19 protein-coding genes are annotated in these 24,547 nt (G+C 66.0%); 12 read left to right on the plus strand and 7 right to left on the minus strand.

Annotated elements, in window-relative coordinates; translation table 11 throughout:
• The 7 genes from mmsA to V9L21_RS20390 all read left to right on the plus strand — a co-directional run bounded on the left by mmsA (window position 1) and on the right by V9L21_RS20390 (window position 9,446).
• Window positions 1-1,557, plus strand: coding sequence for a multiple monosaccharide ABC transporter ATP-binding protein (gene mmsA, locus V9L21_RS20360; RefSeq protein WP_337314735.1), 1,557 nt, complete (start codon window positions 1-3; stop codon window positions 1,555-1,557).
• Window positions 1,544-2,758 carry a multiple monosaccharide ABC transporter permease gene (gene mmsB, locus V9L21_RS20365; RefSeq protein WP_337314736.1) on the plus strand — a complete coding sequence of 405 codons (1,215 nt, stop codon included), beginning with the start codon at window positions 1,544-1,546 and terminating at the stop codon, window positions 2,756-2,758. Before mmsA ends, mmsB begins: the two co-directional genes overlap by 14 nt.
• A 4-nt stretch (window positions 2,759-2,762) precedes the next feature.
• The gene (locus V9L21_RS20370) at window positions 2,763-4,283 is read left to right on the plus strand and encodes a sugar ABC transporter ATP-binding protein (protein WP_337314737.1); all 1,521 of its coding nucleotides are present in this window, start codon (window positions 2,763-2,765) and stop codon (window positions 4,281-4,283) included.
• A 364-nt stretch (window positions 4,284-4,647) separates the two neighbouring features.
• Window positions 4,648-5,694: an ABC transporter permease gene (locus V9L21_RS20375; protein WP_337314738.1), complete on the plus strand. Its 1,047-nt coding sequence runs from the start codon at window positions 4,648-4,650 to the stop codon at window positions 5,692-5,694.
• Entirely contained in the window at window positions 5,691-6,722 is a 1,032-nt protein-coding gene (gene yjfF, locus V9L21_RS20380) for a galactofuranose ABC transporter, permease protein YjfF (protein ID WP_337314739.1), read from the plus strand. The genes V9L21_RS20375 and yjfF overlap by 4 nt, the downstream gene beginning before the upstream one ends.
• A gap of 48 nt (window positions 6,723-6,770) precedes the next feature.
• Window positions 6,771-8,522: an IlvD/Edd family dehydratase gene (locus V9L21_RS20385; protein WP_337298074.1), complete on the plus strand. Its 1,752-nt coding sequence runs from the start codon at window positions 6,771-6,773 to the stop codon at window positions 8,520-8,522.
• 6 nt (window positions 8,523-8,528) lie between these two features.
• Window positions 8,529-9,446 carry a dihydrodipicolinate synthase family protein gene (locus V9L21_RS20390; protein ID WP_337314740.1) on the plus strand — a complete coding sequence of 306 codons (918 nt, stop codon included), beginning with the start codon at window positions 8,529-8,531 and terminating at the stop codon, window positions 9,444-9,446.
• Between the two features lie 28 nt (window positions 9,447-9,474).
• On the opposite strand, the gene V9L21_RS20395 is transcribed toward V9L21_RS20390, so the two are convergent.
• From V9L21_RS20395 to V9L21_RS20415, 5 genes are all read right to left on the minus strand, one after another.
• The gene (locus V9L21_RS20395; protein WP_012746204.1) at window positions 9,475-9,729 is read right to left on the minus strand and encodes a hypothetical protein; all 255 of its coding nucleotides are present in this window, start codon (window positions 9,727-9,729) and stop codon (window positions 9,475-9,477) included.
• 187 nt (window positions 9,730-9,916) lie between these two features.
• Window positions 9,917-10,447, minus strand: coding sequence for a hypothetical protein (locus V9L21_RS20400; RefSeq protein WP_337314741.1), 531 nt, complete (start codon window positions 10,445-10,447; stop codon window positions 9,917-9,919).
• 79 nt (window positions 10,448-10,526) lie between these two features.
• Entirely contained in the window at window positions 10,527-10,940 is a 414-nt protein-coding gene (locus tag V9L21_RS20405) for a hypothetical protein (RefSeq protein WP_157612294.1), read from the minus strand.
• A 155-nt stretch (window positions 10,941-11,095) separates the two neighbouring features.
• Complete coding sequence (cphA, locus tag V9L21_RS20410) at window positions 11,096-13,663, minus strand: cyanophycin synthetase (protein WP_337314742.1); 2,568 nt, start codon at window positions 13,661-13,663, stop codon at window positions 11,096-11,098.
• A gap of 13 nt (window positions 13,664-13,676) precedes the next feature.
• Window positions 13,677-15,920 carry a cyanophycin synthetase gene (locus V9L21_RS20415; RefSeq protein WP_337314743.1) on the minus strand — a complete coding sequence of 748 codons (2,244 nt, stop codon included), beginning with the start codon at window positions 15,918-15,920 and terminating at the stop codon, window positions 13,677-13,679.
• A gap of 139 nt (window positions 15,921-16,059) precedes the next feature.
• Between V9L21_RS20415 and V9L21_RS20420 the strand changes: the two genes are divergently transcribed.
• Genes V9L21_RS20420 through queC form a run of 3 tightly spaced genes read left to right on the plus strand, consistent with a single transcriptional unit; the run spans window position 16,060 to window position 19,577 of the window.
• Complete coding sequence (locus V9L21_RS20420) at window positions 16,060-18,339, plus strand: cyanophycin metabolism-associated ABC transporter (protein ID WP_337314744.1); 2,280 nt, start codon at window positions 16,060-16,062, stop codon at window positions 18,337-18,339.
• Window positions 18,339-18,815: a cyanophycin metabolism-associated DUF1854 family protein gene (locus V9L21_RS20425; RefSeq protein ID WP_337314745.1), complete on the plus strand. Its 477-nt coding sequence runs from the start codon at window positions 18,339-18,341 to the stop codon at window positions 18,813-18,815. The genes V9L21_RS20420 and V9L21_RS20425 overlap by 1 nt, the downstream gene beginning before the upstream one ends.
• A gap of 57 nt (window positions 18,816-18,872) precedes the next feature.
• Window positions 18,873-19,577 (plus strand): 7-cyano-7-deazaguanine synthase QueC, encoded by a 705-nt coding sequence (gene queC / locus V9L21_RS20430; protein WP_337314746.1) that lies wholly within the window; start codon window positions 18,873-18,875, stop codon window positions 19,575-19,577.
• Here the strand turns inward: queC and V9L21_RS20435 are convergent.
• The gene (locus tag V9L21_RS20435; RefSeq protein WP_337314747.1) at window positions 19,574-21,379 is read right to left on the minus strand and encodes an ABC transporter ATP-binding protein/permease; all 1,806 of its coding nucleotides are present in this window, start codon (window positions 21,377-21,379) and stop codon (window positions 19,574-19,576) included. The genes queC and V9L21_RS20435 overlap by 4 nt on opposite strands.
• A gap of 106 nt (window positions 21,380-21,485) precedes the next feature.
• The gene (locus V9L21_RS20440; RefSeq protein ID WP_337314748.1) at window positions 21,486-22,046 is read right to left on the minus strand and encodes a phosphonate degradation HD-domain oxygenase; all 561 of its coding nucleotides are present in this window, start codon (window positions 22,044-22,046) and stop codon (window positions 21,486-21,488) included.
• A gap of 227 nt (window positions 22,047-22,273) precedes the next feature.
• On the opposite strand from V9L21_RS20440, the gene V9L21_RS20445 reads away from it, so the two are divergent.
• Window positions 22,274-23,308, plus strand: coding sequence for a putative 2-aminoethylphosphonate ABC transporter substrate-binding protein (locus tag V9L21_RS20445; protein ID WP_337314749.1), 1,035 nt, complete (start codon window positions 22,274-22,276; stop codon window positions 23,306-23,308).
• 37 nt (window positions 23,309-23,345) lie between these two features.
• Complete coding sequence (locus tag V9L21_RS20450; protein ID WP_337314750.1) at window positions 23,346-24,419, plus strand: ABC transporter ATP-binding protein; 1,074 nt, start codon at window positions 23,346-23,348, stop codon at window positions 24,417-24,419.
• Window positions 24,420-24,547 lie beyond the last annotated feature (128 nt).

Below are 24,547 nucleotides of genomic sequence, written 5' to 3' on the forward strand. Positions count from 1 at the left end.
ATGGAAGCAGACTCGCGCAGCATCCTCGAGATGCGCGGCATCACCAAGACGTTTCCCGGCGTGAAGGCGCTGAGCAATGTCAACCTGGCGGTGCGCGCGGGCGAGATCCATGCCGTGGTCGGCGAGAACGGCGCGGGCAAGTCGACGCTCATGAAGGTGCTGAGCGGCGTCTACCCGTGCGACTCGTACACCGGGGAGATCCACTTCGAGGGCGAGCTGCGCCGCTTCAAGAGCATTGCGGACAGCGAGAAGCTCGGCATCATCATCATTCACCAGGAGCTGGCGCTGGTGCCGCTGCTGTCCATTGCCGAGAACATCTTTCTCGGCAACGAGATTGCAAGCGGCGGCGTGATCGACTGGTTTGCCGCCTATGCAAAGACGCGCGAGCTGCTTGCCAAGGTGGGCCTGAAAGAGCCGCCCACCACGCTGGTGACCGACCTGGGCGTGGGCAAGCAGCAGCTGGTGGAGATTGCCAAGGCCCTGGCCAAGGAAGTGAAGCTGCTGATTCTGGACGAGCCCACCGCCAGCCTCAACGAGAACGACAGCGACGCATTGCTGATGCTGCTGCTCGAACTGAAGCGCCAGGGCATTGCGTCGATTCTCATCTCGCACAAGCTCAACGAGATTGCCAAGGTGGCCGACTCGATTACCGTGCTGCGCGACGGCGCCACGGTGGAAACCATGGACTGCCGCAACCAGCCGATCAGCGAAGACCGCATCATCCGCGGCATGGTCGGCCGCGACATGGCGCACCGCTATCCGCAGCGCCATCCGAAGATCGGCGAAACCGTGTTCGAAGTGCGCGACTGGCGCGTGCACCACGCGCTGCATGCCGACCGCGAGCAGATCAAGGGCGTGAACCTGCATGTGCGCCAAGGTGAGATCGTCGGCATCGCGGGCCTCATGGGCGCGGGGCGCACCGAGCTTGCAATGAGCGTGTTCGGCAAGTCCTACGGCCAGCGCATCAGCGGCACGGTGCTGATGCACGGCCAGCCGGTGGACGTGGGCACGGTGCGCAAGGCCATCGACCAGGGCATTGCCTATGTCACCGAAGACCGCAAGGGCCTGGGCCTGGTGCTGGAAGAAAACATCCAGAAGAACGTGAGCCTGGCCAACCTGGAGGCGGTGTCGAGTTCGATGGTGATCGACGACGCACGCGAATTCAAGGTGGCCAGCGACTACCGCAAGGCGCTCAACATCCGCTCTTCGGGTGTGGAGCAGCTGGTGGTCAACCTGTCGGGCGGCAACCAGCAGAAGGTGGTGCTCAGCAAGTGGCTCTTTACCAAACCCGAACTTTTGATCCTCGACGAGCCCACGCGCGGCATCGACGTGGGCGCCAAATATGAGATCTACACCATCATCGACCAGCTCGCGAGCGAGGGCAAAGGCATTCTCATGATTTCTTCCGAACTGCCGGAACTGCTAGGCATGTGCGACCGCATCTATGTGATGAACGAGGGCCGCTTCGTGGCCGAATTTACGGCGGCAGAGGCTTCGCAGGAACGCATCATGCACGCCATCGTGAGCGCCGGGAGTTCCGTCCATGTCCCAGCCTGAAGTCAACGCGGTGAACACCGCCGTCCCCGTGGCAGAGGCCGCCCCGAAGCTGCACGCCGGCTTCCTGAAGAACAACCTGCGCGAATACGGCATGTTGATCTCGCTGGTGGCGATCATGGTGCTGTTCCAGGTGCTGACCGACGGCACGCTGCTGCGGCCGCTCAACCTCACCAACCTGCTGCTGCAGAACAGCTATGTCGTGATCATGGCGCTGGGCATGTTGCTGGTGATCGTGGCGGGGCACATCGACTTGTCGGTGGGCTCGGTCTGCGGCTTTATCGGCGCGCTGGCGGCGGTGCTGATGGTCGAGTACGAATGGCACTTCGTGCCCACGGCCCTCATCAGCATTGCGGCGGGCGCGGTCATCGGTGCGGCGCAAGGCTGGTTCGTCGCATTCCGAAAGATTCCGTCGTTCATCGTCACGCTCGCGGGCATGCTGGTGTTCAAGGGGCTCACGCTGGCGTTGCTGGCGGGGCAGTCGGTCGGGCCGTTTCCGGTCGAGTTCCAACGGCTGAGTTCGGGCTTCATTCCCGATCCGCTGGGTGGAGACACGTTGCGCACCACCTCGCTGGTGGTCGGCGCACTGGCCGCGGCGGCGCTGGTGTTCTTCAAGCTGCGCGGGCGCGCCAGGCTCGCGGCGCACGGCATGGAAACCGAGCCCTATGTGTTTTTCCTGGTGAAGAACCTGTTCTTCGCGGCCATCATCCTGTTCTTCAGCTACCTGCTCTCGACCTACAAGGGCCTGCCGAATGTGCTGATCGTGATGGCGGTGCTGATCGTGGTGTACGACTTCGTCACCAACCGCACCACCATCGGCCGGCGCATCTACGCGCTGGGCGGCAATGAGAAGGCGGCGCGGCTTTCCGGCGTGAAGACGCAGCGGCTGGCGTTCCTGACCTTCGTGAACATGGGCGCGCTGGCTGCGCTTGCGGGCCTGGTGTTCGCGGCGCGGCTCAACACCGCCACGCCGAAGGCCGGCCTGGGCTTCGAACTCGACGTGATCGCGGCCTGCTTCATCGGCGGCGCCTCGGCCTCGGGCGGCGTGGGCCGGGTAATGGGCGCGGTGATCGGCGCGTTCATCATGGGTGTGATGAACAACGGCATGTCGATCCTGGGCATCGGCATCGACTACCAGCAGGTGATCAAGGGCCTGGTGCTGCTGGCCGCGGTGTTCATCGACGTCTACAACAAGAACAAGTAAGCGCATGACGGGCGGCAGCATTTCTCCCGTGCTCGAACTGCGGGGCATCCACAAGCAGTTCGGCGACATTCCGGTGCTGCGCGATGTGCAGCTGCGGCTCTACCCGGGCGAGATCCATGCGCTGATGGGGCAGAACGGTGCGGGCAAGTCGACGCTGATCAAGGTGCTGACGGGCGTGCTGCCTTCAAGCGCCGGGGAAATACGCCTGGACGGGCAGGCCATTCATCCCGCATCGCCGCTCGAAGCGCAAAAACTGGGCATCAGCACGGTCTACCAGGAGGTGAACCTGTGCCCGAACCTCTCGGTGGCCGAGAACGTGTTTGCGGGGCGGTATCCGCGTTGTGGCGCGGCGCAGGGCTTTCGAATCGACTGGGCGGCCGTCAACCGGCGTGCCGCCGAGTTGCTGGCTCGCATCGGGCTGGACATCGACGTGACGCGGCTGCTGTCGAGCTACTCGGTGGCCGTGCAGCAGCTGGTGGCCATTGCGCGTGCGCTCGGCGTGTCGTCGAAGGTGCTGATTCTCGACGAGCCGACTTCGAGCCTTGACGACGACGAGGTGGAGAAGCTGTTCGAGGTGCTGCGGCGCCTGCGCGGGGAAGGGTTGGCTATCGTCTTCGTGACGCACTTTCTCAACCAGATGTATGCGGTGTCAGACCGCATCACGGTGCTGCGCAATGGCAACTGGGTAGGCGAGTGGCCCGCTGCCGAGCTGGGACCGCAGGCGCTGATTGCCGCCATGCTGGGTCGGGAACTCGCGGCCCAGTCCGCCCGGCCAGCTGCGCTGCCGGCGTTCGACGAAGCGGCGCCGGCCTTGCTGCAGGCGGAAGGACTCGGGCAGGCGGGGCAGCTGCAGGCAACCGATTTGCGCGTGCGTGCCGGCGAGGTCGTCGGCATTGCGGGCCTGCTGGGCGCCGGCCGCACCGAACTCGCGCGCCTTCTGTTCGGGCTCGAAACGCCCGACCGCGGCGTGCTGAAGATCGACGGACGGACGGTCAGCTTTTCGAACCCGGCGGACGCGGTTCGCGAAGGGCTGGCGCTGTGCCCCGAAGAGCGCAAGACCGACGGCATCGTGGCCGAGCTGTCGGTGCGCGAGAACATTGCACTCGCGTTGCAGGCGCGGCTCGGCACGCGGCGCTTTCTGCCGCACGCCGAACAGACCGCGATGGCCGAGCGCTTTGTTGCGTCGCTGGGAATCAAGACCGCGAGCGTGGAAACACCCATTGGCCTGCTCTCTGGCGGCAACCAGCAGAAGGCGATGATTGCGCGCTGGCTCGCAACCGAGCCGCGCCTGCTGATTCTCGATGAGCCCACACGCGGTATCGACGTGGCGGCCAAGCAGGAAATCATGGAAGAAATTCTTCGGCTTGCGCGCGCAGGCATGGCGGTGGTCTTCATTTCTTCCGAAATCAGCGAAGTGGTGCGCGTGGCGCATCGCATCGTGGTGCTGCGCGACCGCAAGAAGGTGGGCGAGCTGCCGGGCGGTTCGACCGAAGACGAGGTCTACGAAATGATTGCAGCAGCATGAGCACCCTTTTGTCTTTCTCCCTCCCCTTCCGGGGGAGGGCAGGGGTGGGGGCGCAGCGGCCTTCGCGCAATGCTGAATGCGGGAGCAGTCCCTGGTGCGCACCCGCCGACGGGGTACCTTTCTCCGCGAATGTCCCCCGGCCTGCGGCCTCCTCCTTTATTTCGCTGCGCAAGGCACCCCATCGACGGGTGCGTAATTCAGAGCGGTCGCTGATCAGCGTTGCACCAGCAGCGTGTCCCGGTGCACAGGGCATCGGGTGCTCCGCGCAGCGAAATAAAGAAGGAGCCGAAGGCGGGGGACATTCGCGGAGGGGAGTACCCGGTGGCCTTTGCACGCGCCCTGAACAAGCTCTGGCAAGAACAAGATGACCGACTCACGAAACAAGTTGGCCGGCTTCATGCGCCACCGCCTGGCCTGGCCCATCGTCACGCTGCTGCTCTTGCTTGCAGTGAACACAGCATTCAACGCCAGCTTCCTGCACCTCGAGTGGCGCGACGGCCATCTTTACGGCAGCCTGATCGACATCGTGAATCGCGCTGCGCCGCTGGTGCTGGTGTCTCTGGGCATGACGCTCGTCATTGCCACGCGCGGTATCGATATTTCGGTGGGCGCGGTGGTGGCCATTGCGGCGGCCGTGGCGGCCTGGATGATCGGCGGATCGGTCGCCAGCGACGTGAGCCGCTTTCCGATGTGGCTGGCCATCCTGGCCGCCCTTGGCGTTGCGCTGCTGTGCGGCCTGTGGAACGGCCTGCTGGTGGCCAAGGTCGGCATGCAGCCGATCATCGCGACGCTGATCCTCATGGTGGCGGGGCGCGGCATTGCGCAGCTCATCGCCGACGGGCAGATCATCACCATTTACTACAAGCCGTTTTTCTTCCTTGGCAGCGGCTATCTGCTGGGCCTGCCGTTCTCGCTGTTCATCGTGGCGGCGGTGTTCGTGCTGCTTTACCTGGCCATCACGCGCACGGCACTCGGCCTGTTCATCCAGGCGGTGGGTATCAACCCGACCGCCGCGCGTGTGGCCGGCGTGCAGGCACGGCGGCTCATCGTTGGAGCGTATGCGTTCTGCGGCGTGTGCGCAGGCATTGCGGGCCTCTTGATCAGCTCCAACGTCAAGAGCGCGGACGGCAACAACGCGGGCCAGTTGCTGGAACTCGACGCCATCCTGGCAGTGACGCTGGGCGGCACCGCGCTCACCGGTGGGCGCTTCAGCCTCATGGGCAGCGTGATCGGCGCGCTGATCATCCAGACGCTGACGTATGCCATCTACTCGCTGGGCGTGCCGCCGGAGATCAATCTTGTCGTCAAGGCGGTCGTGGTTTTTGCGGTGATGCTGTTGCAGTCGCCGGAGTTCAGGGCGGAGGTTCGCGCGCTGGTGCAGCGGCCGGTGCATGAAGGGGGACGGGCATGAGCGCGGTGATCGAAGCGGCTGCACCCTCACCCCAACCCCCTCCCGCGCGCGGGAGAGGGGGCAAGACGGGGCTCAACCCGAAGTATCTGCCGCTCACGGCGACCATCTCGCTGTTCATGCTGATGGCCACGCTCGGCTCGGTGTTCTACGACGGCTTCTTTTCGGCGCAGGTGTTCCTCAACCTGCTGATCGACAACGCCTTCCTGATCGTCGTGGCCGTGGGCATGACCTTCGTGATTCTTTCGGGCGGCATCGATCTTTCGGTGGGCTCGGTGATTGCGCTCACCACAATGGTGTCGGCCTCGCTGGTCGAGAAGCACGGCTGGAGCCCTATCGTGGTCATTCCGCTGGTACTGGCCATGGGCACGGCCTTCGGCGCGTTCATGGGCCTACTCATCGAGCGCTTCAGGCTGCAGCCCTTCATCGTCACGCTGGCGGGCATGTTCCTGGCGCGGGGCCTTTGCTACCTGATCAGCATCGACTCGATCAGCATCACCAACGAGTTCTATTCGGAGGTCTCGCAGATCCGCATTCCGATCTGGGGCGAGGCATCGCTGTCGATCAGCGCGGTAATCGCCGTCGTGGTGCTGCTGGCCGCGGTGTTCATTGCGCATTGCACGCCCTTCGGCCGCGCGGTGTACGCCATTGGCGGCAGCGAGCATTCGGCCATGCTGATGGGCCTGCCGGTGCGCTCCACGCTCATCGGCGTGTACACGCTGTCGGGCTTCTGCTCGGCACTGGCCGGCGTGATCTTCACCTTCTACATGCTCTCGGGCTACGGCCTGCATGCGCTGGGGCTGGAGCTCGACGCGATTGCGGCGGTGGTCATCGGCGGCACGCTGCTCACGGGCGGCGTGGGCTATGTGGCGGGCACGCTCTTCGGCGTGCTGATGCTCGGGATCATCCAGACCCTGATTTCCTTCGACGGCACGCTGAGCTCGTGGTGGACGCGCATCGTGGTGGGTGCGCTGCTCTTCGTGTTCTGCCTGCTGCAGCGCTTCTTCACCTCGCGCGCGCCACGGCGCTGACGCGTTCCTTGTTTTTTCTCTTTTCTCTCGCTTTCAGGAAACTTCCGCATGCCGGACCAAACTCCCAAGAAGAAGCTTCGCTCGACCGAATGGTTCGGCTCGGCCGACAAGAACGGCTTCATGTACCGCAGCTGGATGAAGAACCAGGGCATACCGGACCATGAGTTCGACGGCCGCCCGATCATCGGCATCTGCAACACGTGGTCCGAGCTCACGCCTTGCAACGCGCACTTTCGCAAGATTGCCGAGCATGTGAAGCGCGGCATCTCGGAGGCGGGTGGCTTTCCGGTCGAGTTTCCGGTGTTCTCCAACGGCGAATCGAACCTGCGGCCCACCGCCATGCTCACTCGCAATCTTGCGAGCATGGACGTGGAAGAAGCCATTCGCGGCAACCCGGTCGATGCGGTGGTGCTGCTCACGGGCTGCGACAAGACCACACCCGCACTGCTGATGGGCGCTGCAAGCTGCGACATTCCCGCCATCGTGGTCACGGGCGGGCCCATGCTCAACGGCAAGCTCGAAGGCAAGAACATCGGCTCGGGCACGGCCGTGTGGCAGCTGCACGAGTCGCTGAAAGCCGGCGAGATCAACCTGCACCAGTTCCTTTCGGCCGAAGGCGGCATGTCGCGCTCGGCGGGCACCTGCAACACCATGGGCACCGCCTCGACGATGGCCTGCATGGCCGAAGCGCTGGGCACTTCGCTGCCGCACAACGCGGCCATTCCGGCGGTGGATGCACGGCGCTATGTGCTTGCGCAGATGTCGGGCATGCGCGCTGTCGAAATGGCAAAGGAGGGACTCACGCTCTCGAAGATTCTCACGCGCGAGGCTTTCGAGAATGCGATTCGCGTCAATGCGGCCATCGGCGGCTCGACCAACGCGGTGATTCACCTGAAGGCGATTGCGGGGCGCATCGGCGTCGACCTCGAGCTGGAAGACTGGACGCGCATCGGCAGCAACACGCCGACCATCGTCGATTTGATGCCCTCGGGCCGCTTCCTGATGGAAGAGTTCTATTACGCCGGCGGCCTGCCCGCGGTGCTGCGGCGCCTTGGCGAAGCCGGCTTGCTGCCGCACCCCGGCGCGCTCACGGTCAATGGCCAGTCGATCTGGGACAACGTGCGCGAGGCGCCGAGCCTCGACGACGAGGTGATCCGGCCGCTGGACAAGCCCTTGATCGCCGACGGCGGCATTCGCATCCTGCGCGGCAATTTGTCGCCGCGCGGCGCGGTGCTCAAGCCATCGGCCGCCTCGCCTGAATTGCTGAAGCACCGCGGCCGTGCCGTGGTGTTCGAGAACCTCGAGCACTACAAGGAGCGCATCGTCGACGAAAGCCTGGAGATCGACGCCAGCTCCGTAATGGTGATGAAGAACTGCGGCCCCAAGGGCTACCCCGGCATGGCCGAGGTCGGCAACATGGGGCTGCCGCCCAAACTGCTGCGCCAGGGCGTGAAGGACATGGTGCGCATTTCGGATGCACGCATGAGTGGCACGGCCTACGGCACGGTGGTGCTGCACGTGGCGCCCGAGGCCGCCGACGGCGGGCCGCTTGCGGCGGTGCGCGACGGCGACTGGATCGAGCTCGATTGCGACGCAGGCCGGCTGCACCTGGACATCAGCGATGAAGAACTGGCGGCACGCCTGGCTTCGCTTTCGAGCAAAGACGCACAGCCCATGAGTACGCGCGGCGGCGGCTACCAGAAGCTCTACGTCAACCACGTGCTGCAGGCCGACGAAGGCTGCGACTTCGACTTTCTGGTGGGCTGCAGAGGCTCCGCCGTTCCCCGTCACTCACACTGATTCATCATGACTCCCAGATACCGCGGTATTTTTCCGGTGGTGCCCACCACCTTCACCGAGCAGGGCGCGCTCGACCTCGAAAGCCAGAAGCGATGCGTCGATTTCATGATCGATGCCGGCTCCGATGGCCTGTGCATCCTGGCCAACTTCTCGGAGCAGTTCGTGCTGTCCGACGAAGAGCGCGAGGTGCTCACGCGCACGATGCTGGAGCACGTGAACGGCCGCGTGCCGGTGATCGTGACCACCACGCACTACAGCACCAAGGTGTGCGCCGAGCGCAGCCGGCGCGCACAAGACATGGGTGCGGCCATGCTGATGGTGATGCCGCCCTATCACGGCGCCACATTCCGTGTGCCCGAGCCGCAGATCTTCGAGTTCTATGCCGGCCTTTCGGACGCGGTGAGCATTCCGATCATGATCCAGGACGCACCGGCGAGCGGCACGGTGCTGTCGGCGCCGTTCCTCGCGCGCATGGCCAGGGAGATCGAGCATGTTGCGTACTTCAAGATCGAGACGCCGGGCGCGGCCTCGAAGCTGCGCGAACTGATCCGCCTCGGCGGTGACGCCATCGAAGGCCCGTGGGATGGCGAAGAGGCCATCACGCTGATGCCCGACCTCGATGCCGGCGCCACCGGTTCAATGACTGGCGGCGGCTATCCGGACGGCATCCGCCCGATCATCGAGGCGCACCGCGCGGGCGACCGCGACAAGGCTTTTGCGCTTTATCAGCAGTGGCTGCCGCTCATCAACTACGAGAACCGGCAGGCCGGCCTCCTGGCCTGCAAGTCGCTCATGAAGGAAGGCGGCGTGATTGCCTGCGAAGCACCGCGCCATCCGTTGCCGGCAATGCACCCGGACACGCGCGCAGGGCTGATCGAAACCGCAAAACGGCTCGATCCGCTGGTGCTGCGCTGGGCGCGCTGAAGAGAAAAGACGTGAAAGAGAAGGGCGTTCAGCTCTTCTCGAGTTCGCTGACCTGCAGCGAGAGATCGAACAGCTTCGACTTGCTCGCGTAGTAGCGGTCGAGCCGCCATTCCTTCAGGATGTCCATGGCGAGCTCGAAGCTCTTGTAGTCAAGGCTGTAGAGCGTGACCAGCTCGAAACTGCGTTCGGATTCGAGCGCCAACACGAGCTGGGCCAGGATCTTGGCCGATTCGTTGGCCGGGTCCGTTTCTATGAATCGGCGAGCGACCTTGATGGCATTCATGGGAAAGGTTTCCTCGGTAGGCAGAGACCGAGAACTATAGCTAGCAGCCCGCCGTGCTTTATGACAGTCGTGTGACAAGCGGGGTCATCACAGTGTGCGCGGGCCTGGTGTATGCAGCCCCGTCGCCGCATCGAAAGGCGGCGACGGGTGCCGCAGCTGCCGACCTCAGCGCTGCATCAGCGCTGCATCAGCGTGCGGGCAGCGGCGGCGGCACGGGCTGCATGGGCGCGATCGGCGTCATCGGGGCCATCGGCGCAATCGCCGGAGCCGGTACGCGTGAAGGCGCGGGCACCGGAGCCGGCATCACGGCAGGGGCTGGCATCACGGCGGGTGCGGGCATGACGACGGTGGTGACCGATTCGCGGATCACGCCGCCGCCCATCACGCTGCCATCGACGGCGCCGCGGGTGTTGCCGCTGCCGCCAAGCACGCGTGCTTCGCAGTCGGCGCGATCGGCCGGTGGCTGCAGTCCGCAGCGCGCGAGTGCATTGCGCTGGTAGTCGGGCGCGCTGGTCAGGCCGCCGCGAGCGGCTTCCTGGCGTGCGGCGCCGGCTTCGCGAATGCAGGCGGCGCGGTCTTGCTGGTTGTGCCCGCAGACCGCGATCTCCTGCTGGTAGGTGGAATCGCCGCGACGCGGCTGCGCCGAGGCCGATGTGGCCGCGGCAATACCGCCCACGGCAATCAGGGCGGCAATCATCGAACGTGCTGTGCTGTTCATGGTGTGCTCCTCTAAGTGGCGTGAAACGAAAACTGTTCGACAGGCTGCTTCAAGCCAGGTTCCACGCGTGGATGGCTGCTCAGCGCGAAGGCGCGGCAGGTTGCGGCGGCAGGGGTGTCACGGTTTCGCGGATGACGCCGCCGCCCATCACGCTGCCTTCGGTGGTGGTGCGTGCGCCGCCCTGCAGGCGGGCTTCGCAATCGGCGCGGTCGGCAACCGGCTGCTCGCGGCAACGCGCCATGGCATTGGCGTCTGCGCGGCCCGGGCCTACGTTGGTCAGGCCATTGCGCTGCGCTTCCTGCCGCGCGGCACCGGCCTCACGAAGACAGGCGGCGCGGTCCTGCTGGACGCCGTCGCACACGGCGCGCTCCTGCTGGGCGCGTGCGGCCGAACCTGGCGCCTGGGCTTGCGCCGACGCCGGGCCGGGTATGAGAAAGCCGCTTGCCGCAAAAAGCGCGGCAGCAGAAAGGGCGGAACGAACTGTTGTTGTCATCGGGTGCTCCTGGTTGAGGCGCGCCCTCCGAAAGCGCGACCGGAGCAACAGTCTGGCCCGGCGCACCCCGTGCGGGGTGTGGGACTGCAGAGACAGCAGGCCCGGCCAGACTCGCCGATGCGTGTGGGACGTGTCCGGCAGCCCCCGGGGCCGGGTCAGCCCGCCGCGATGCGTTGCGCCAGGTGCGCCAGCGCTTCCTCGACCTGGTCGACCAGGATCAGCGACAGGTCGCCCGGCTGCAGCCGCGCGAGCGCGGTGTCGATGGCAACGAACTCTCCGCGGATCTCGTCGATGTAGCGCGTGCGCGCCGCGCCCTGCAGGCCCTGGCGCAGCAGCGCCATCACCTCGCCGTCGGCACGGCCGCGCTGGGCGGCGTCCTGGTAGAGGATCACGTCGTCGAAGGCCTGGCCCAGGATGGCGGTCTGGTCGCGGATGTCGGAGTCGCGCCGGTCGCCCGCGCCGCTGATCACCACCGAGCGCTTGTTGGCCGGCATGGTGTCCACGGCCGACACCAGCGCGCGCATGGCGTCGGTGTTGTGGCCGTAGTCGGCAATCACGGTGGCGCCGCGGTAGTCCATGACGTTGAAGCGCCCCGGCACGCCGGCCGCGTCGTTCATGAAGCTTGCGAGGCCGCTGCGAATGGTGTCCCAATCAAGGCCCACGGCCCACGCCGCGGCCACCGAAGCCATCACGTTGTCGACCTGGAAGCCGATGGTGCCGTTGCGCGTGATCGGCACGTCGCGCAGCGCAATGCGCTCGCGCCACGAGCCCTCGGCCGCCACCAGCGCGTCCTGGTCGACGTACACGGTGCGCTTGCCTTGCGCGCGGTGCGTGGCCATCACCGGATGCTGGCGGTCGGCGGCGAAGAAGATCACGTGGCCGGGGCAGCCGGCGGCCATGGCGGCCACGTTGGGGTCGGCGGCGTTGAGCACTGCATAGCCGTCGGGTGCCACGTTGCGCACGATCACGCGCTTGAGCACTGCCAGGTCTTCGACCGTGGTGATGTAGTTCAGGCCCAGGTGGTCGCCGCTGCCGATATTGGTGACCACGGCCACCTGGCAGCGGTCGAAGCCGAGGCCTTCGCGCAGCACGCCGCCGCGCGCCACTTCGAACACGGCCGCATCCACATCAGGGTGCATGAGCACGTTGCGCGCGCTCTTGGGGCCGCTGCAGTCGCCGCTGTCGGTCTGGCGGCCGTCGACGTACACGCCGTCGGTGTTGGTCATGCCGGTGCGCAGGCCGCTCGATGCGAGCAGGTGGTTGATGAGGCGCGCCGTGGTGGTCTTGCCGTTGGTGCCTGTGACGGCCACCACCGGAATGCGGCCGTCGTCGCCGGGGGCGAAGAGCGTGTCCATGATCGCTTCGCCCACAGCGCGGCCGCGGCCGAACGAGGGCGAGATGTGCATGCGCAGGCCGGGCGCGGCATTCACTTCGACCACGCCGCCGTGCTGCTCTTCGAGCGGGCGCAGCACGTTTTCGCACACCATGTCGACGCCGCAGATGTGCAGGCCGACCATCTGCGCCGCATCGACCGCGCGCGCGGCCACTTCGGGATGCACGGTGTCGGTCACGTCGGTGGCGGTGCCGCCGGTGGAAAGATTGGCGTTGTTGCGCAGCACCACACGCTCGCCGCGCGCGGGCACGCTGTCGGGCGTAAGGCCCTGGGCCTCCAGGCGGCCGATGGCGATGTCGTCGAGGCGAATCTTGGTGAGCGAGGTGGCGTGTCCTTCGCCGCGGCGCGGGTCGAGGTTCACTGCGTCCACCAGCTGGCGCACGGTGGAGCTGCCGTCGCCGATCACGTTCGGCGGATCGCGCCGTGCGGCGGCCACAAGGCGGTCGCCCACCACCAGCAGGCGGAAGTCGAAGCCCGGCAGAAATTTCTCGACCATGACTTCGCCGTATGCCGCGGCCGATTCATAAGCCGCGGTGAGCTGCTCGCGCGTCGTGATGTTGACCGTGACGCCCTTGCCCTGGTTGCCGTCCTGCGGCTTCACCACCACCGGCAGGCCGATTTCCATGGCCGCGGCCCAGCCGTCGTTTGCATCGGCCACAGGCCGGCCCAGCGGCACGGGCACGCCGGCGGCATTGAGCAGCTGCTTGGTGAGTTCCTTGTCCTGCGCAATCGATTCGGCCACGCCGCTGGTGCTGTCGATTTCGGCCGCCTGGATGCGGCGCTGCTTGGAGCCCCAGCCGAACTGCACCAGGCTGCCGCTGGTGAGGCGGCGGTACGGAATGCCGCGCGCCACGGCGGCGTCGACGATGGAACCGGTGCTCGGACCGAGCCGCTCCGATTCGTCGAGGTCGCGCAATTCGGTGATGGCGGCGGAGGCGTCGAAGGCCGTGTCGGCCAGCGCGGCTGCAATCAGCTCTTCGGCCAGCGCAAGCGCGCGGCGGCCGACGGCTTCTTCGCTGTATTGGAAGGTGACCTGGTACACGCCCTCTTCCACGGTGGGCGAGGTGTGGCCGAAGTTGACGGCGCAGCCGGCCTGGGCCTGCAGCGCCACGGCGGCGTTCTCGAGCACGTGCGCGAGCGCGAGCGGCTGGCCCAGCACCATCGGGTGCAGTTCGCCGATGGTGGGAAAGCGCGCACGCAGGCGGGCTTCGAAGCCCGGCAACCGGCTGATGGCGTTTTCATTGCCTTCGCAGGCAACGACCGCTTCGATGGCGGTGTGGCGGCTCCAGAGATTGGGACCGCGCAAGGCGCGGATACGGGTAACTTTCATGGGGCGGCGCGCATCAGGCAAATTGGGGTTGGGACGAAAGCGGCTGCGTCTGCGAGAGCTGCAGCGAGGCCAGCGCCGCCTGCAGGTCGGCTTCGAAAGCCTCGACACCCGCACCGATGAGGTTCAGCGGAATGCCCAGCGCCCAGGCTGCGGCCACTGCGGCCAGCACGCTCTCGAGGCTGACGCCCGCGTGCGTGGCACGCCAGACGGTGAGGCGGCCAAGGCCGGGCAGGAACGATTCGCTGCTGCCGGTGGCCAGCACCACGCGGTCTTGCCGCACCAGCACGGCCTTGCCGCCCGCGGCCTGGTGCGCGGTGAGGGCAGGGGCCTGCGGATCGGCGGCATACAGGATGACGGAACCGTCGCACAGCGGCGCCAGGCCAGCCACGCGCGGATCGCCCGCGTTGAGCACGGCCGTGCCCTCGGCAAGCACCACGTCGACCTGCGTGCGCAGCACCTTGACCATCTGGTCGCTTTCGGTGATGTCGTAGTCGGCCAGCGCCTCGACACCTTCCAGGTCGGTGACGATGCCCACTTCGCAGCGGTCGTAGGCGAGGCCGTCGCGCAGGATCGTTTCGGCACCGTTCTCGATGACGACGGCTTCCACCGCGCGGTTCACGAGCAGGCGGTGGCCGGCGTCCCAGTTGGCGCTGTCGCGTGCATCGACGCGGCGGCGCTCGAGAAAGAGGCCGTCGCGGCAGGCAAGGCCGGTGTGGCGACCGCCCAGGTTGATGACCCAGGCGACCAGCCGCGCGAGCACGGCGGTGTCCTTGGAGCCCGCGACGCCCACCACCGGAATACGGCCCGGCGCGTCGTTGGGAAACAGGTGGTCGCAAATCGCGCGGCCCACCGGGCGCGGCGAGCCGACAGCCGGCTTCAGGTGCATCAGGAGGCCGGGGCCGGCATTCACTTCGACGATGGCGCCGCGCTGCGGACCGAGCGGCTTGCCGATGTCCTGCGCCACGAGATCGATGCCCGCAATGTCGAGGCCCACCACGCGCGCGGCCAGCACGGCGGCATGCGCCACTTCAGGGTGGACCTGGTCGGTGCAGTCGTTGGCCATGTTGCCGTTGCGCTGGATGGTGACCACGCGGCCGGCGGCCGGCACGGACGCACCGTCGAGCTCCTGGCGCTTGAGTTCGAGTTGCAGCTTGGCGTCGGAGGCCAGCACGATCAGGTCGAGCGGGTATTCCTCTTCGGCGCCGCGGCGCGGGTCGCTGTTGAGCTGCTTTTCGATCAGCTCGGCCACGGTGCTCTTGCCGTCGCCCGTCACGGTAATGATTTCGCCGCGCGCGGCCGCCACCACTTCGCCGCCCACCACCAGCAGGCGGTGTTCGTGGCCGCGGATGAAGCGCTCGACCATCACGTCGCTGCCTTCGGGCTCGGCCACCGCATAGGCCGCCATGACTTCGTCGCGCGTGGTGAGCTCTAGCGACACGCCGCGGCCGTGATTGGCGTCCGAGGGCTTCACGACCACCGGCAGGCCGATGTCTTCGGCGGCTTCCCAGGCTTCTTCGGCGCTGGCAACCACCTGGCCTTCGGGCACCGGCACGCCGCAGCTGGCGAGCAGCGACTTGGTCAGCTCCTTGTCGCTGGCAATCGATTCGCCGATGGCGCTGGTGTAGTCGGTTTCGGCGGTCCAGATGCGCTGCTGGTTGGCGCCGTAGCCCAATTGCACCAGGTTGCCGCTGTTGAGCCGCATGTGGGGAATGCCGCGGTCGGTGGCTGCGGACACGATGGCCGCAGTGCTCGGGCCGAGGTAGCAGTCTTCGACCTTGGCCTTGACCGCATCGACGGCCTTTTGCACGTCGGCGGCGGTGAACGGGTCGTTGTTGATGGCCGCCATCAGCAGGCGATGGCCTTCGGCCAGCGCCACGCGGGCCACTTGCTCGTCGCGCGCGCGGAACACCATGCGGTAGACGCCGTGCTCCGAGGTGCTGCGGGTCTGGCCGAAACCGGTCGGCATGCCGGCCAGGTTCAAGAGCTCGATCACCACGTGTTCGAGCACGTGGCCCGACCAGGTGCCTTCGGTCAGCCGCTGGATGAAGCCGCCGCGCTCGCCCACGCCGCAGTGGTGCTCGATGAGCGCCGGCAGCAGCGTGGTCAGGCGGTCGGTAAACCCGTCGATCTTGTTGGAGGGGTAGTCTTCCAACTGGCCCAGGTCGAGCCACACTTCGAGCACCGGACGGTAGGTCCAGAGGTTGGGACCGCGCAAATAGTTGATGCGCAGCAGGCGGATGTCGTCGAAACGGGTCATGCAAACGTTCGATGTGCTTTGGCCGAGCACCACGGCGCCTTCAAGCGCGCCCATGGCAATCGGTCAGAATCGGCGCCCGACAAAGGACGCCATGGCGCGGTCCCTGAGGCCCGCGACGGGCAAGAGTCAAAGAAACACAATGCAACATCACGATCCAGTCGGCACCCGGGAGGGCGAAACAGAGGCGGCCTCAGACGCGCTGAAAAGCCGGCTCGCTGCCGCGGAAAACGTTCTGGTCACATTCCCGGTTGACCTTGACGAAGAACTTCTGTTTACGTTTGGCCTCGTGGCCCTGACCGACCGGCGGCTAATGGCGCTGCAACCGGGCGGGCAATGGTGTGAGTGGTCACTAGCCGATGAATCCCTGGAACTGTATCTCAACGACCATTCGGGCGTTGGAACCCTCGATCTGATCGGGGCCACGGGTCGGCTGGCGCGCTGGCGCTACACCTTGGCCAACCAGCCTGCCGCGCTGCGGCTGCTCAAGCTGTTTGGCCAGCGGGCGAACGGTGTTGTCGCCGAGGCGACAGCGGAACCCGATGGCGACGACCCGGCCGTCGCCGACACCGAGCTGCAGACGCCCCCTTCGACCTGGGTGCTGCTGCGCCTGGGACGCTTTGCCAAGCCTTACCGCAAGCAGCTGATCGCGGGTTTCTTCCTGACCCTGATTTCGACCGCCGCGACGCTGGTGCCCCCGTACCTGACCATCCCGCTGATGGACGACATCCTGATTCCGTTCCAGAACGGGCAGAAGATCGACCCCTCACGCGTGGCGATTTATCTCAGCGGCCTGCTCGGCGCGGCGCTGGTCGGCTGGGGCCTGGGCTGGGCGCGCACCTACCTGCTGGCGCTGGTGTCGGAGCGCATTGGCGCCGACCTGCGCACCACCACGTACGAGCACTTGCTCACGCTGCCGCTCGACTATTTCGGCGGCAAGCGCACGGGCGACCTGATGGCGCGCATCGGCTCGGAAACCGACCGCATCAACGTGTTTCTCTCGCTGCATGCGCTCGACTTTGCCAACGACGTGCTGATGATCGTGATGACCGCGGTCATCCTCGTGTCCATCAATCCGCTGCTGGCGGTGGTTACGCTGGTGCCGCTGCCCTTCATCGCCTGGATGATCCACGTGGTGCGCGACCGGCTGCGCACGGGCTTCGAGAAGATCGACCGCGTGTGGTCGGAGGTCACCAACGTGCTGGCCGACACCATTCCCGGCATTCGCGTGGTCAAGGCCTTTGCGCAAGAGCGCCGCGAAGCCGAGCGCTTTCGCATTGCCAACGTCTACAACCTGCAGGTCAACGACAAGCTCAACCGTACCTGGTCGTTGTTCACGCCCACCGTGTCGCTGCTGACCGAAATCGGCCTGCTGGTGGTGTGGGGCTTCGGCATCTGGCAGGTGGCGCGCGGCAGCATTACAGTGGGTGTGCTCACCGCCTTCATCGCTTACATCGGCCGCTTCTACACGCGGCTCGATTCCATGAGCCGCATCGTCTCGGTCACGCAAAAGGCTGCGGCGGGCGCCAAGCGCATCTTCGACATCCTGGACCACGTGAGCAACGTGCCCGAGCCGGCCAATCCGGTGAAGATCGAACGCGTGCAGGGCCGCATCGAGATGAGCGGGCTGGGCTTTCGCTACGGTTCGCGCGCGGTGATCCGCGACCTGGACCTGACCATCGAGCCCGGCGAGATGATCGGCCTCGTGGGCCACAGCGGTTCGGGCAAGAGCACGCTGGTCAACCTGATCTGCCGCTTCTACGACGTGACCGATGGCGCCATCAAGGTCGATGGCACCGACATCCGCCGCTTTGCCGTGGCCGACTACCGGCGCCACGTGGGGCTGGTGCTGCAGGAGCCGTTCCTGTTCTTCGGCACCATTGCGCAGAACATCGCCTACGGCAAGCCCGACGCCACGCGCGAAGAAATCGTGGCCGCTGCCCGCGCCGCGCATGCGCATGACTTCATCCTGCGCCTGCCGCATGGCTACGACTCGCTCGTCGGCGAGCGCGGCCAGGGTCTTTCGGGCGGTGAGCGCCAGCGCATCAGCATTGCACGCGCGCTGCTCATCGACCCGCGCATCCTCATCCTCGACGAAGCCACTTCGGCCGTGGACACCGAAACCGAAAAAGAAATCCAGAAGGCGCTCGACAACCTCGTGCAGGGCCGCACCACCATCGCCATTGCGCACCGCCTGTCGACGCTGCGCAAGGCCGACCGGCTGGTGGTGATGGACCGCGGCGAGGTGGTCGAGGTCGGTCCGCACGACGACCTGATGGCCAAGCAGGGCGCCTACTGGCGGCTCTACCAGGCGCAATTGCGCCAGGCGGACGACGATGCGAGCGAAGGCGCGGTGGACGAACGCGCGGGCGCCCAGTTGCCGCTGGTCAGCCATGCGGCGCATCCGGCGGGAGACGCATGATGAACGGCAACATTCCCATTTTCAATCTCGAGCGCGATGCATTCGGCCGCCTGGTGCTGACCGATGCCGAAGGCGAGCGCCACGTGGGCGTGACGCCTGTGCGCGCCTTTCCGCTCAGTGCGCCCGGCGAGGGCGTGTCGCTCGTCGGCGGCGAAGGCCGTGAACTGGTCTGGATCGATCGCGTCGAGGCCTTGCCGCCGGAAACGCGCGCATTGCTCGAGCAAGAGCTGGCGGTGCGCGACTTTGCGCCCACGCTGTTGAAGCTGCACGGCGTCTCGAGCTTCGGCGTGCCCAGCACCTGGACCGTGAGCACCGACCGCGGCGAAACCACCTTCGTGCTCAAGGCCGAGGAAGACATCCGCCGTCTCGAAGGCGGCGCGCTGCTGATTGCCAGCGCGCACGGCGTGCAGTTCCGCATTCCGGACGTGAAGGCGCTCGACCGCCCCTCGCGCAAGCTGCTCGAGCGCTTTCTCTAGCAGGCTGCGAAAATCAGGGCTTTTGTACCCGCGACGGCCCACCGCCGTCGAAGAGAAATGCCCCTGCACACCACCGCCCTCGTCCTGTTCTCCGGTGGCCAGGACTCGACCACCTGCCTCGCGGACGCGCTCTCCAAATACCAGCGCGTCGAAACGCTGGGCTTCGACTACGGCCAGCGGCACCGCGTCGAGCTAGACGTGCGCGGCACCATCCTTTCGAAGATGCGCGAGCGCTTTCCAGACTGGGCGCCGCGCCTGGGCGAAGACCACGTGCTCACGCTCGCCGCGCTGGCGCAGCTCGGCGGCTCTTCGCTCACGGAAGAGGTGGCGTTCGAAATGCAGGCCGACGGCTTGCCCAACACCTTCGTGCCTGGCCGCAACCTGCTGTTTCTCACTTTGGCCGGTGCGCTGGCCTACCGCCGCGGCCTGCAGGTGATCGTCACCGGCGTCTGCGAAACCGATTTTTCGGGCTACCCCGACTGCCGCGACGACACCATGAAGGCGATGCAGCTCGCACTTTCGCTCGGGCTGGAGCGCCGCCTCGTCATCGAAACGCCGCTGATGTGGATCGACAAGGCCGAGACCTGGCAGATGGCGCACCGCCTGGGCGGCGAGCCGCTGGTCGACCTGATCGTCGAAGAAACCCACACCTGCTACCTTGGCGACCGTGAACATCGCCAGGCTTGGGGCTACGGCTGCGGCGAATGCCCCGCTTGCGATTTGCGCAAGAAGGGGTGGGAGCGCTACGCCTCTCGCGCCTAGGCGGCAGCGGAGGCCGAGGTCTCCAGCCGATAGCGCGCGCCGCCGGCCGGTGCGCCTTCGGGCTGGGGCACCAGCGTCCAGCGCTGGTTGTGGAAGTCGCCGACCGCTGCCCGGTGCGCAATCGACACCATGGCGCCACCCGCGGCCTTCACCCTGTCGGAGAGACGCTTGTAGAGCACGCCTTCGGCCTCGGCATCGAGCGCGCTGGTGATCTCGTCGGCAAAAAGCCATGACGGTTTCTTCAGCAACACGCGGGCAATTGAAAGGCGCTGTTGCTCGCCGCCCGAAAGCTTCTGGCTCCAGGCGTCGCTGTCGTCGAGGCGGTTGACCAGGTCTGGCAGAAGCGCATCGACCAGGGCCTGCCGCAGCTCGGCATCGCTGTAGTTCTCGGCTGGGTTGGGATAGGCCAGTGCATCGCGCAAGGTGCCGTCGGGCACGTAGGGCCGCTGCGGCATGAACACCGCGCCATCGGGCACTTTCACATGGCCATTTGCAAACGGCCAGATGCCGGCGAACGTGCGAAAGAGGGTCGATTTGCCGCTGCCCGAGGGGCCTTGCAGCAGCACGCTGTCGCCCGGTTGCACCGCCAGCGCCGCACCCGCCAGGAGCGACGTGCCGTTGGGCAGTCCGATAGACAGGTCTTCGGTGCCCAGGCTGACCGCGCTGTCGCGTTCGAGTTGCTCGTTGGGCGTTTCCTGCGCACGCATGGCTTCGTCGAAGCTGGTGAGCCGGTCGGCGGTGGCGCGCCAGATTGCAACCCGGTCATAGTTTTCGACAAACCAGGAGAGCGAGTCCTGCACCGTGTTGAAGGCACGGGCGATCTGCATCATTTCTCCGAACTGGATTGCGCCGCTGAAGAAGCGGGGCGCCGCAAGGAAGTACGGAAACACGATGGCCAGCTGCGCGAACGAGGCGGTGAAAGTGACCAGGTTCTTCTGCTGCTTGATGAGCGCAAGATAGTTGCGCAGCACGCTCGAAAAGCGCATGTCGAGCTGGCCGCGCTCCACGCGCTCGCCATGATCAAGGGCGATGGCCTCGCTGTACTCGCGCACACGCACCAGGTGGTGCCGAAAATCTGCTTCGAGGCGCTGTTGCTGGAAGTTGAGCCCGATCAGCGGCCGGCCGATGAAGTGGGTGATGACCGTGCCCACCGTGCAGTAGATCACCGCGACCCACACCATCAATCCCGGTACGGTGAATTCATGCCCGCCCAGGGTGAACGCAAACTGCCCTGACAGGCTCCAGAGAATGCCGACGAAGGTCACCAGCGTCACCACCGAGTTCAGGATGCCCATCGACAAAGTCACCGTGTAGTCGGTGAACATTTGCATGTCTTCCTGGATGCGCTGGTCCGGGTTGTCGGTATTGGCGGGCTGGTCGTCCGTTGTGCCGGGCTTTTGTGCATAACGCGCGAGTTCCAGCCGGTAGAAGGTGCGGTTGGCCATCCACCGGCTGAGATAGTTGCGCGTCATCCATGCGCGCCAGCGCACCTGGAGCAACTGCGTCAGGTAAAACTTGAGCACCGCAACGCCGATGCCAGCCATTGCGATGTAGGTGAAGCGCAGCAGCTGGGTCCAGAAGACCGGCTCGTTCTTGTTCTGCAGGGCATCGAAGAAGACCCGGCTCCAGTCGTTGAGCAGCACCGCGACATAGACGGTGCCCAGGTTCAGCGCGATCACGGCCGCGAACATTCCGCGGGCGCGCCACTTTTCCTCAGACTTGAAATAGGGCGCGGACAGGGCCAGGACGCGGCGCAAGACCTGGGCGAACGTGGCGGCACGCGCCTTGACGGATAAAGACATGCAGATTTCCTCACTAGGGCGCAGGCGCGCCCGACATCGTGAGGAACATAGTAGTCAAATGTTCCTTAAACGGGCCTGAAGCCGAGCCCGAAGCCTGGAAAAGTGCTCAGTGCAGCATGACCCGCGCCGCGGTCTGCAAAAAGTGCTTGAGCGGCGGCGTCTCCAGTCCAGCCACCTTGGCCTCTTCGTCCCAGAGCCGCAGCCGGATCGCATCGCCCGACCAGGGGTGGTCGGCAAAGCGCCGGGCGGCTTCGGTGGTCATCGGCCCGCCCTGCAGTGCCAGGCTGCGCACCGAATCGGGCGAAAGCCGCGCGAAGTAGTCGGGGCGGGTCGCGCAAAGGTAGCGCTTGGCATCCACATGCAGGCGGATCGGTTCGCGCACCTCCAGCCCGAAGGCGCCGCGCAGCACCGGCATGGCAATGTACTGGTGCCGGTCGTCGATGCCCACCTCGGTGGGGGAGCGCGAGAGCGTCTGGTGCTCTGCGATCAGCAGGTGGCCAAGGTCATGCAGCAGCGAGGCCGTGACCAGCGCATCGTCCGCGCCGGCCTGTTCGGCCAGCCAGGCGCATTGCAGCGCATGTTCGAGCTGCGACACCGGCTCGCCTGCATATGCAACCCCGCCCCGTTCGGCGAACAGGCGGGCGATCTCGGCGAGGTCGAGTGTCATGGCTCTGAAACAAAAGGCGGAAAGCGCAGGCGACAGGGCGCCAGCTTCGTGCATTGCGGTGACAAGGGCATGACGAAGCCCAGCAAGCACCATGCCGGCGCGTGCCTTCTGACAAATGCCTGTCACACGCCGCTGCCAGCATCGCCGCGTTCATGGCGCTAGCCGTGGGTACTTTCTTCTTCCGCGTTACTTGCACTTCGTCTTCTTTTCCTTCCGAGGTATTCCCCATGCTGCGTCGTTCTATCCGCTGGGCCGCCGTGCCGGCCGCTCTGCTTTCGCTGGCCTTTGCCGCTTCGGCCCAGGGCCGCACCGAGCTGCTGGTGTACACCGCGCTCGAGGCCGACCAGGTGCAGGCCTACAAGGCCGCCTTCGAAAAGGAGAACCCGGCCATCGAACTGAAGTTCGTGCGCGACTCCACCGGCATCGTCACCGCCAAGCTGCTGGCCGAAAAAGCCAACCCGCAGGCCGACGTGGTGTGGGGCCTCGCCGCCACATCGCTGATGCTGCTCGACAAGGAAGGCATGCTGCAACCCTATGCGCCCAAGGGCCTCGATGCCATCAAGCCGACGATGCGCGACCCGGCCAATCCCCCCAAGTGGGTGGGCATGGACGTGTGGTCGTCGGCCATCTGCTTCAACACTGCCGAAGCCACGAAGAAAAGCCTGCCCAAGCCCACCAGCTGGGCCGACCTGACCAACCCGGTCTACAAGGGCCAGATCACCATGCCCAACCCCGCGGCGTCGGGCACGGGCTACCTGATGGTGTCGGGCTGGATCCAGATGATGGGCGAAGAAAAGGCGTGGAAGTACATGGACGCGCTGCACCAGAACATCGGCATCTACAGCCAGTCGGGCAGCAAGCCCTGCCGCCAAGCCGGTGCCGGCGAGTTCGCGCTTGGCATGTCGTTCGAATACCGCGCCAACAAGACCAAGCGCGACGGCGCGCCCATCGACATCGTGCTGCCCAAGGAAGGCCTGGGCTGGGACATGGAAGCCACCGGCATCCTGAAGACCAGCAAGAAGCAGGACGCCGCCAAGGCGCTCGCCGACTGGGCCGTGACCAAGCAGGCCAACGAGCTGTATGCAAAGAACTTTGCGGTGCTCGCACTGCCAGGCATCCAGGAAAAGCTGGAGTTTGTGCCGGGCGATGTGGAGAAGCTGCTCGCCAAGAACGACTTCACCTGGGCTGCTGCCAACCGCGACCGGATCCTGACGGAATGGTCGAAGCGCTACGAATCCAAGTCGGAAAAGAAGCCGATGTGATCGTGCTTGAGAACAGCACCAGCTTCAGCCCCAGCAGATGACCAGCTTTCTTTCTCTTCGCGGCATCGGCAAGTCCTTTGGCGCCACGCGGGTGCTCGACGGCATCGACCTGGACATCGAACCGGGCGAGTTCGTGTGCCTGCTCGGGCCCTCGGGCTGCGGCAAGACCACGCTGCTGCGCATCGTGTGCGGCATCGAGCGCGCCGACAGCGGGCAGATCCTGCTCGGCGGACAGGACATCGCGGGCCTGCCGCCCGCGGCGCGCGGCTTTGGCGTGGTGTTCCAGTCGTACGCGCTGTTCCCCAACCTCACGGCGGCGCAGAACATTGCCTACGGCCTGCATCCCACGGGCGCACTGGCCCGCGAAATGGCCAAGCGCTCGCGCGAGATGCTCGACCTGGTCGGGCTGGCCGCGCATGCCGACAAATACCCGGTGCAGCTTTCGGGCGGCCAGCAGCAGCGCGTGGCACTGGCGCGCGCGCTGGCACCCAACCCGCGCCTGCTGTTGCTCGACGAACCATTGTCGGCACTCGATGCGCAGGTGCGCGCAAGCCTGCGAAGCGAAATACGCTCGCTGCAGAAGCGCCTGGGCATCGTTACCATCATGGTCACGCACGACCAGGAAGAAGCCCTCTCGATGGCCGACCGCGTGGTGCTGATGCACAACGGCCGCATCGAGCAGGCCGGCACACCCGACGAGCTCTACCGGCAACCTCGCACCCGTTTTGTAGCGGGTTTTGTCGGCCGCATGAACATGCTGCCCGCCACAGTATTGGCCGATGGCAAAGTGCGTGTGCGCGACAGCGAGTTGTTCTGTGCGCCGGGCAGCCTGAGCGTCGGTGCGCAGGCCACAGTGGGCATTCGGCCCGAGCATGTGGTGGTCAAGCGCTTCGGTTCGGAGCTCGGCGCCAACAGCTTTGCGGCGCGGCTGTTGGACACGGAATTCTTCGGCAACCGCACCTCGGCACGGCTGGCTTGCGAGTCGCTGGGTATCGAGATCGAAGCCGAGCTGCCGGCCGATGCGCGGGGCGACGGCGGGGAGCCGTTGGTGCCCAGCAGCATGGTGCATATCCAGTTGCCTTTGAATGCGCTGTCTGTTCTGGCGCATTGAATGCAGCCTCCTTTTGTTTGCTGCGTTGTGTTTGACGTGAGCGGTTCGGGGGGCGCACCCGCCGACGGGGTACCTTTCTCCGCGAATGTCCCCCGGCCTGCGGCCTCCTCCTTTATTTCGCTGCGCAA

The sequence above is a fragment of the Variovorax sp. CCNWLW235 genome, from assembly GCF_037204085.1.
In the GTDB taxonomy this organism is placed as follows: Bacteria; Pseudomonadota; Gammaproteobacteria; order Burkholderiales; family Burkholderiaceae_C; genus Variovorax.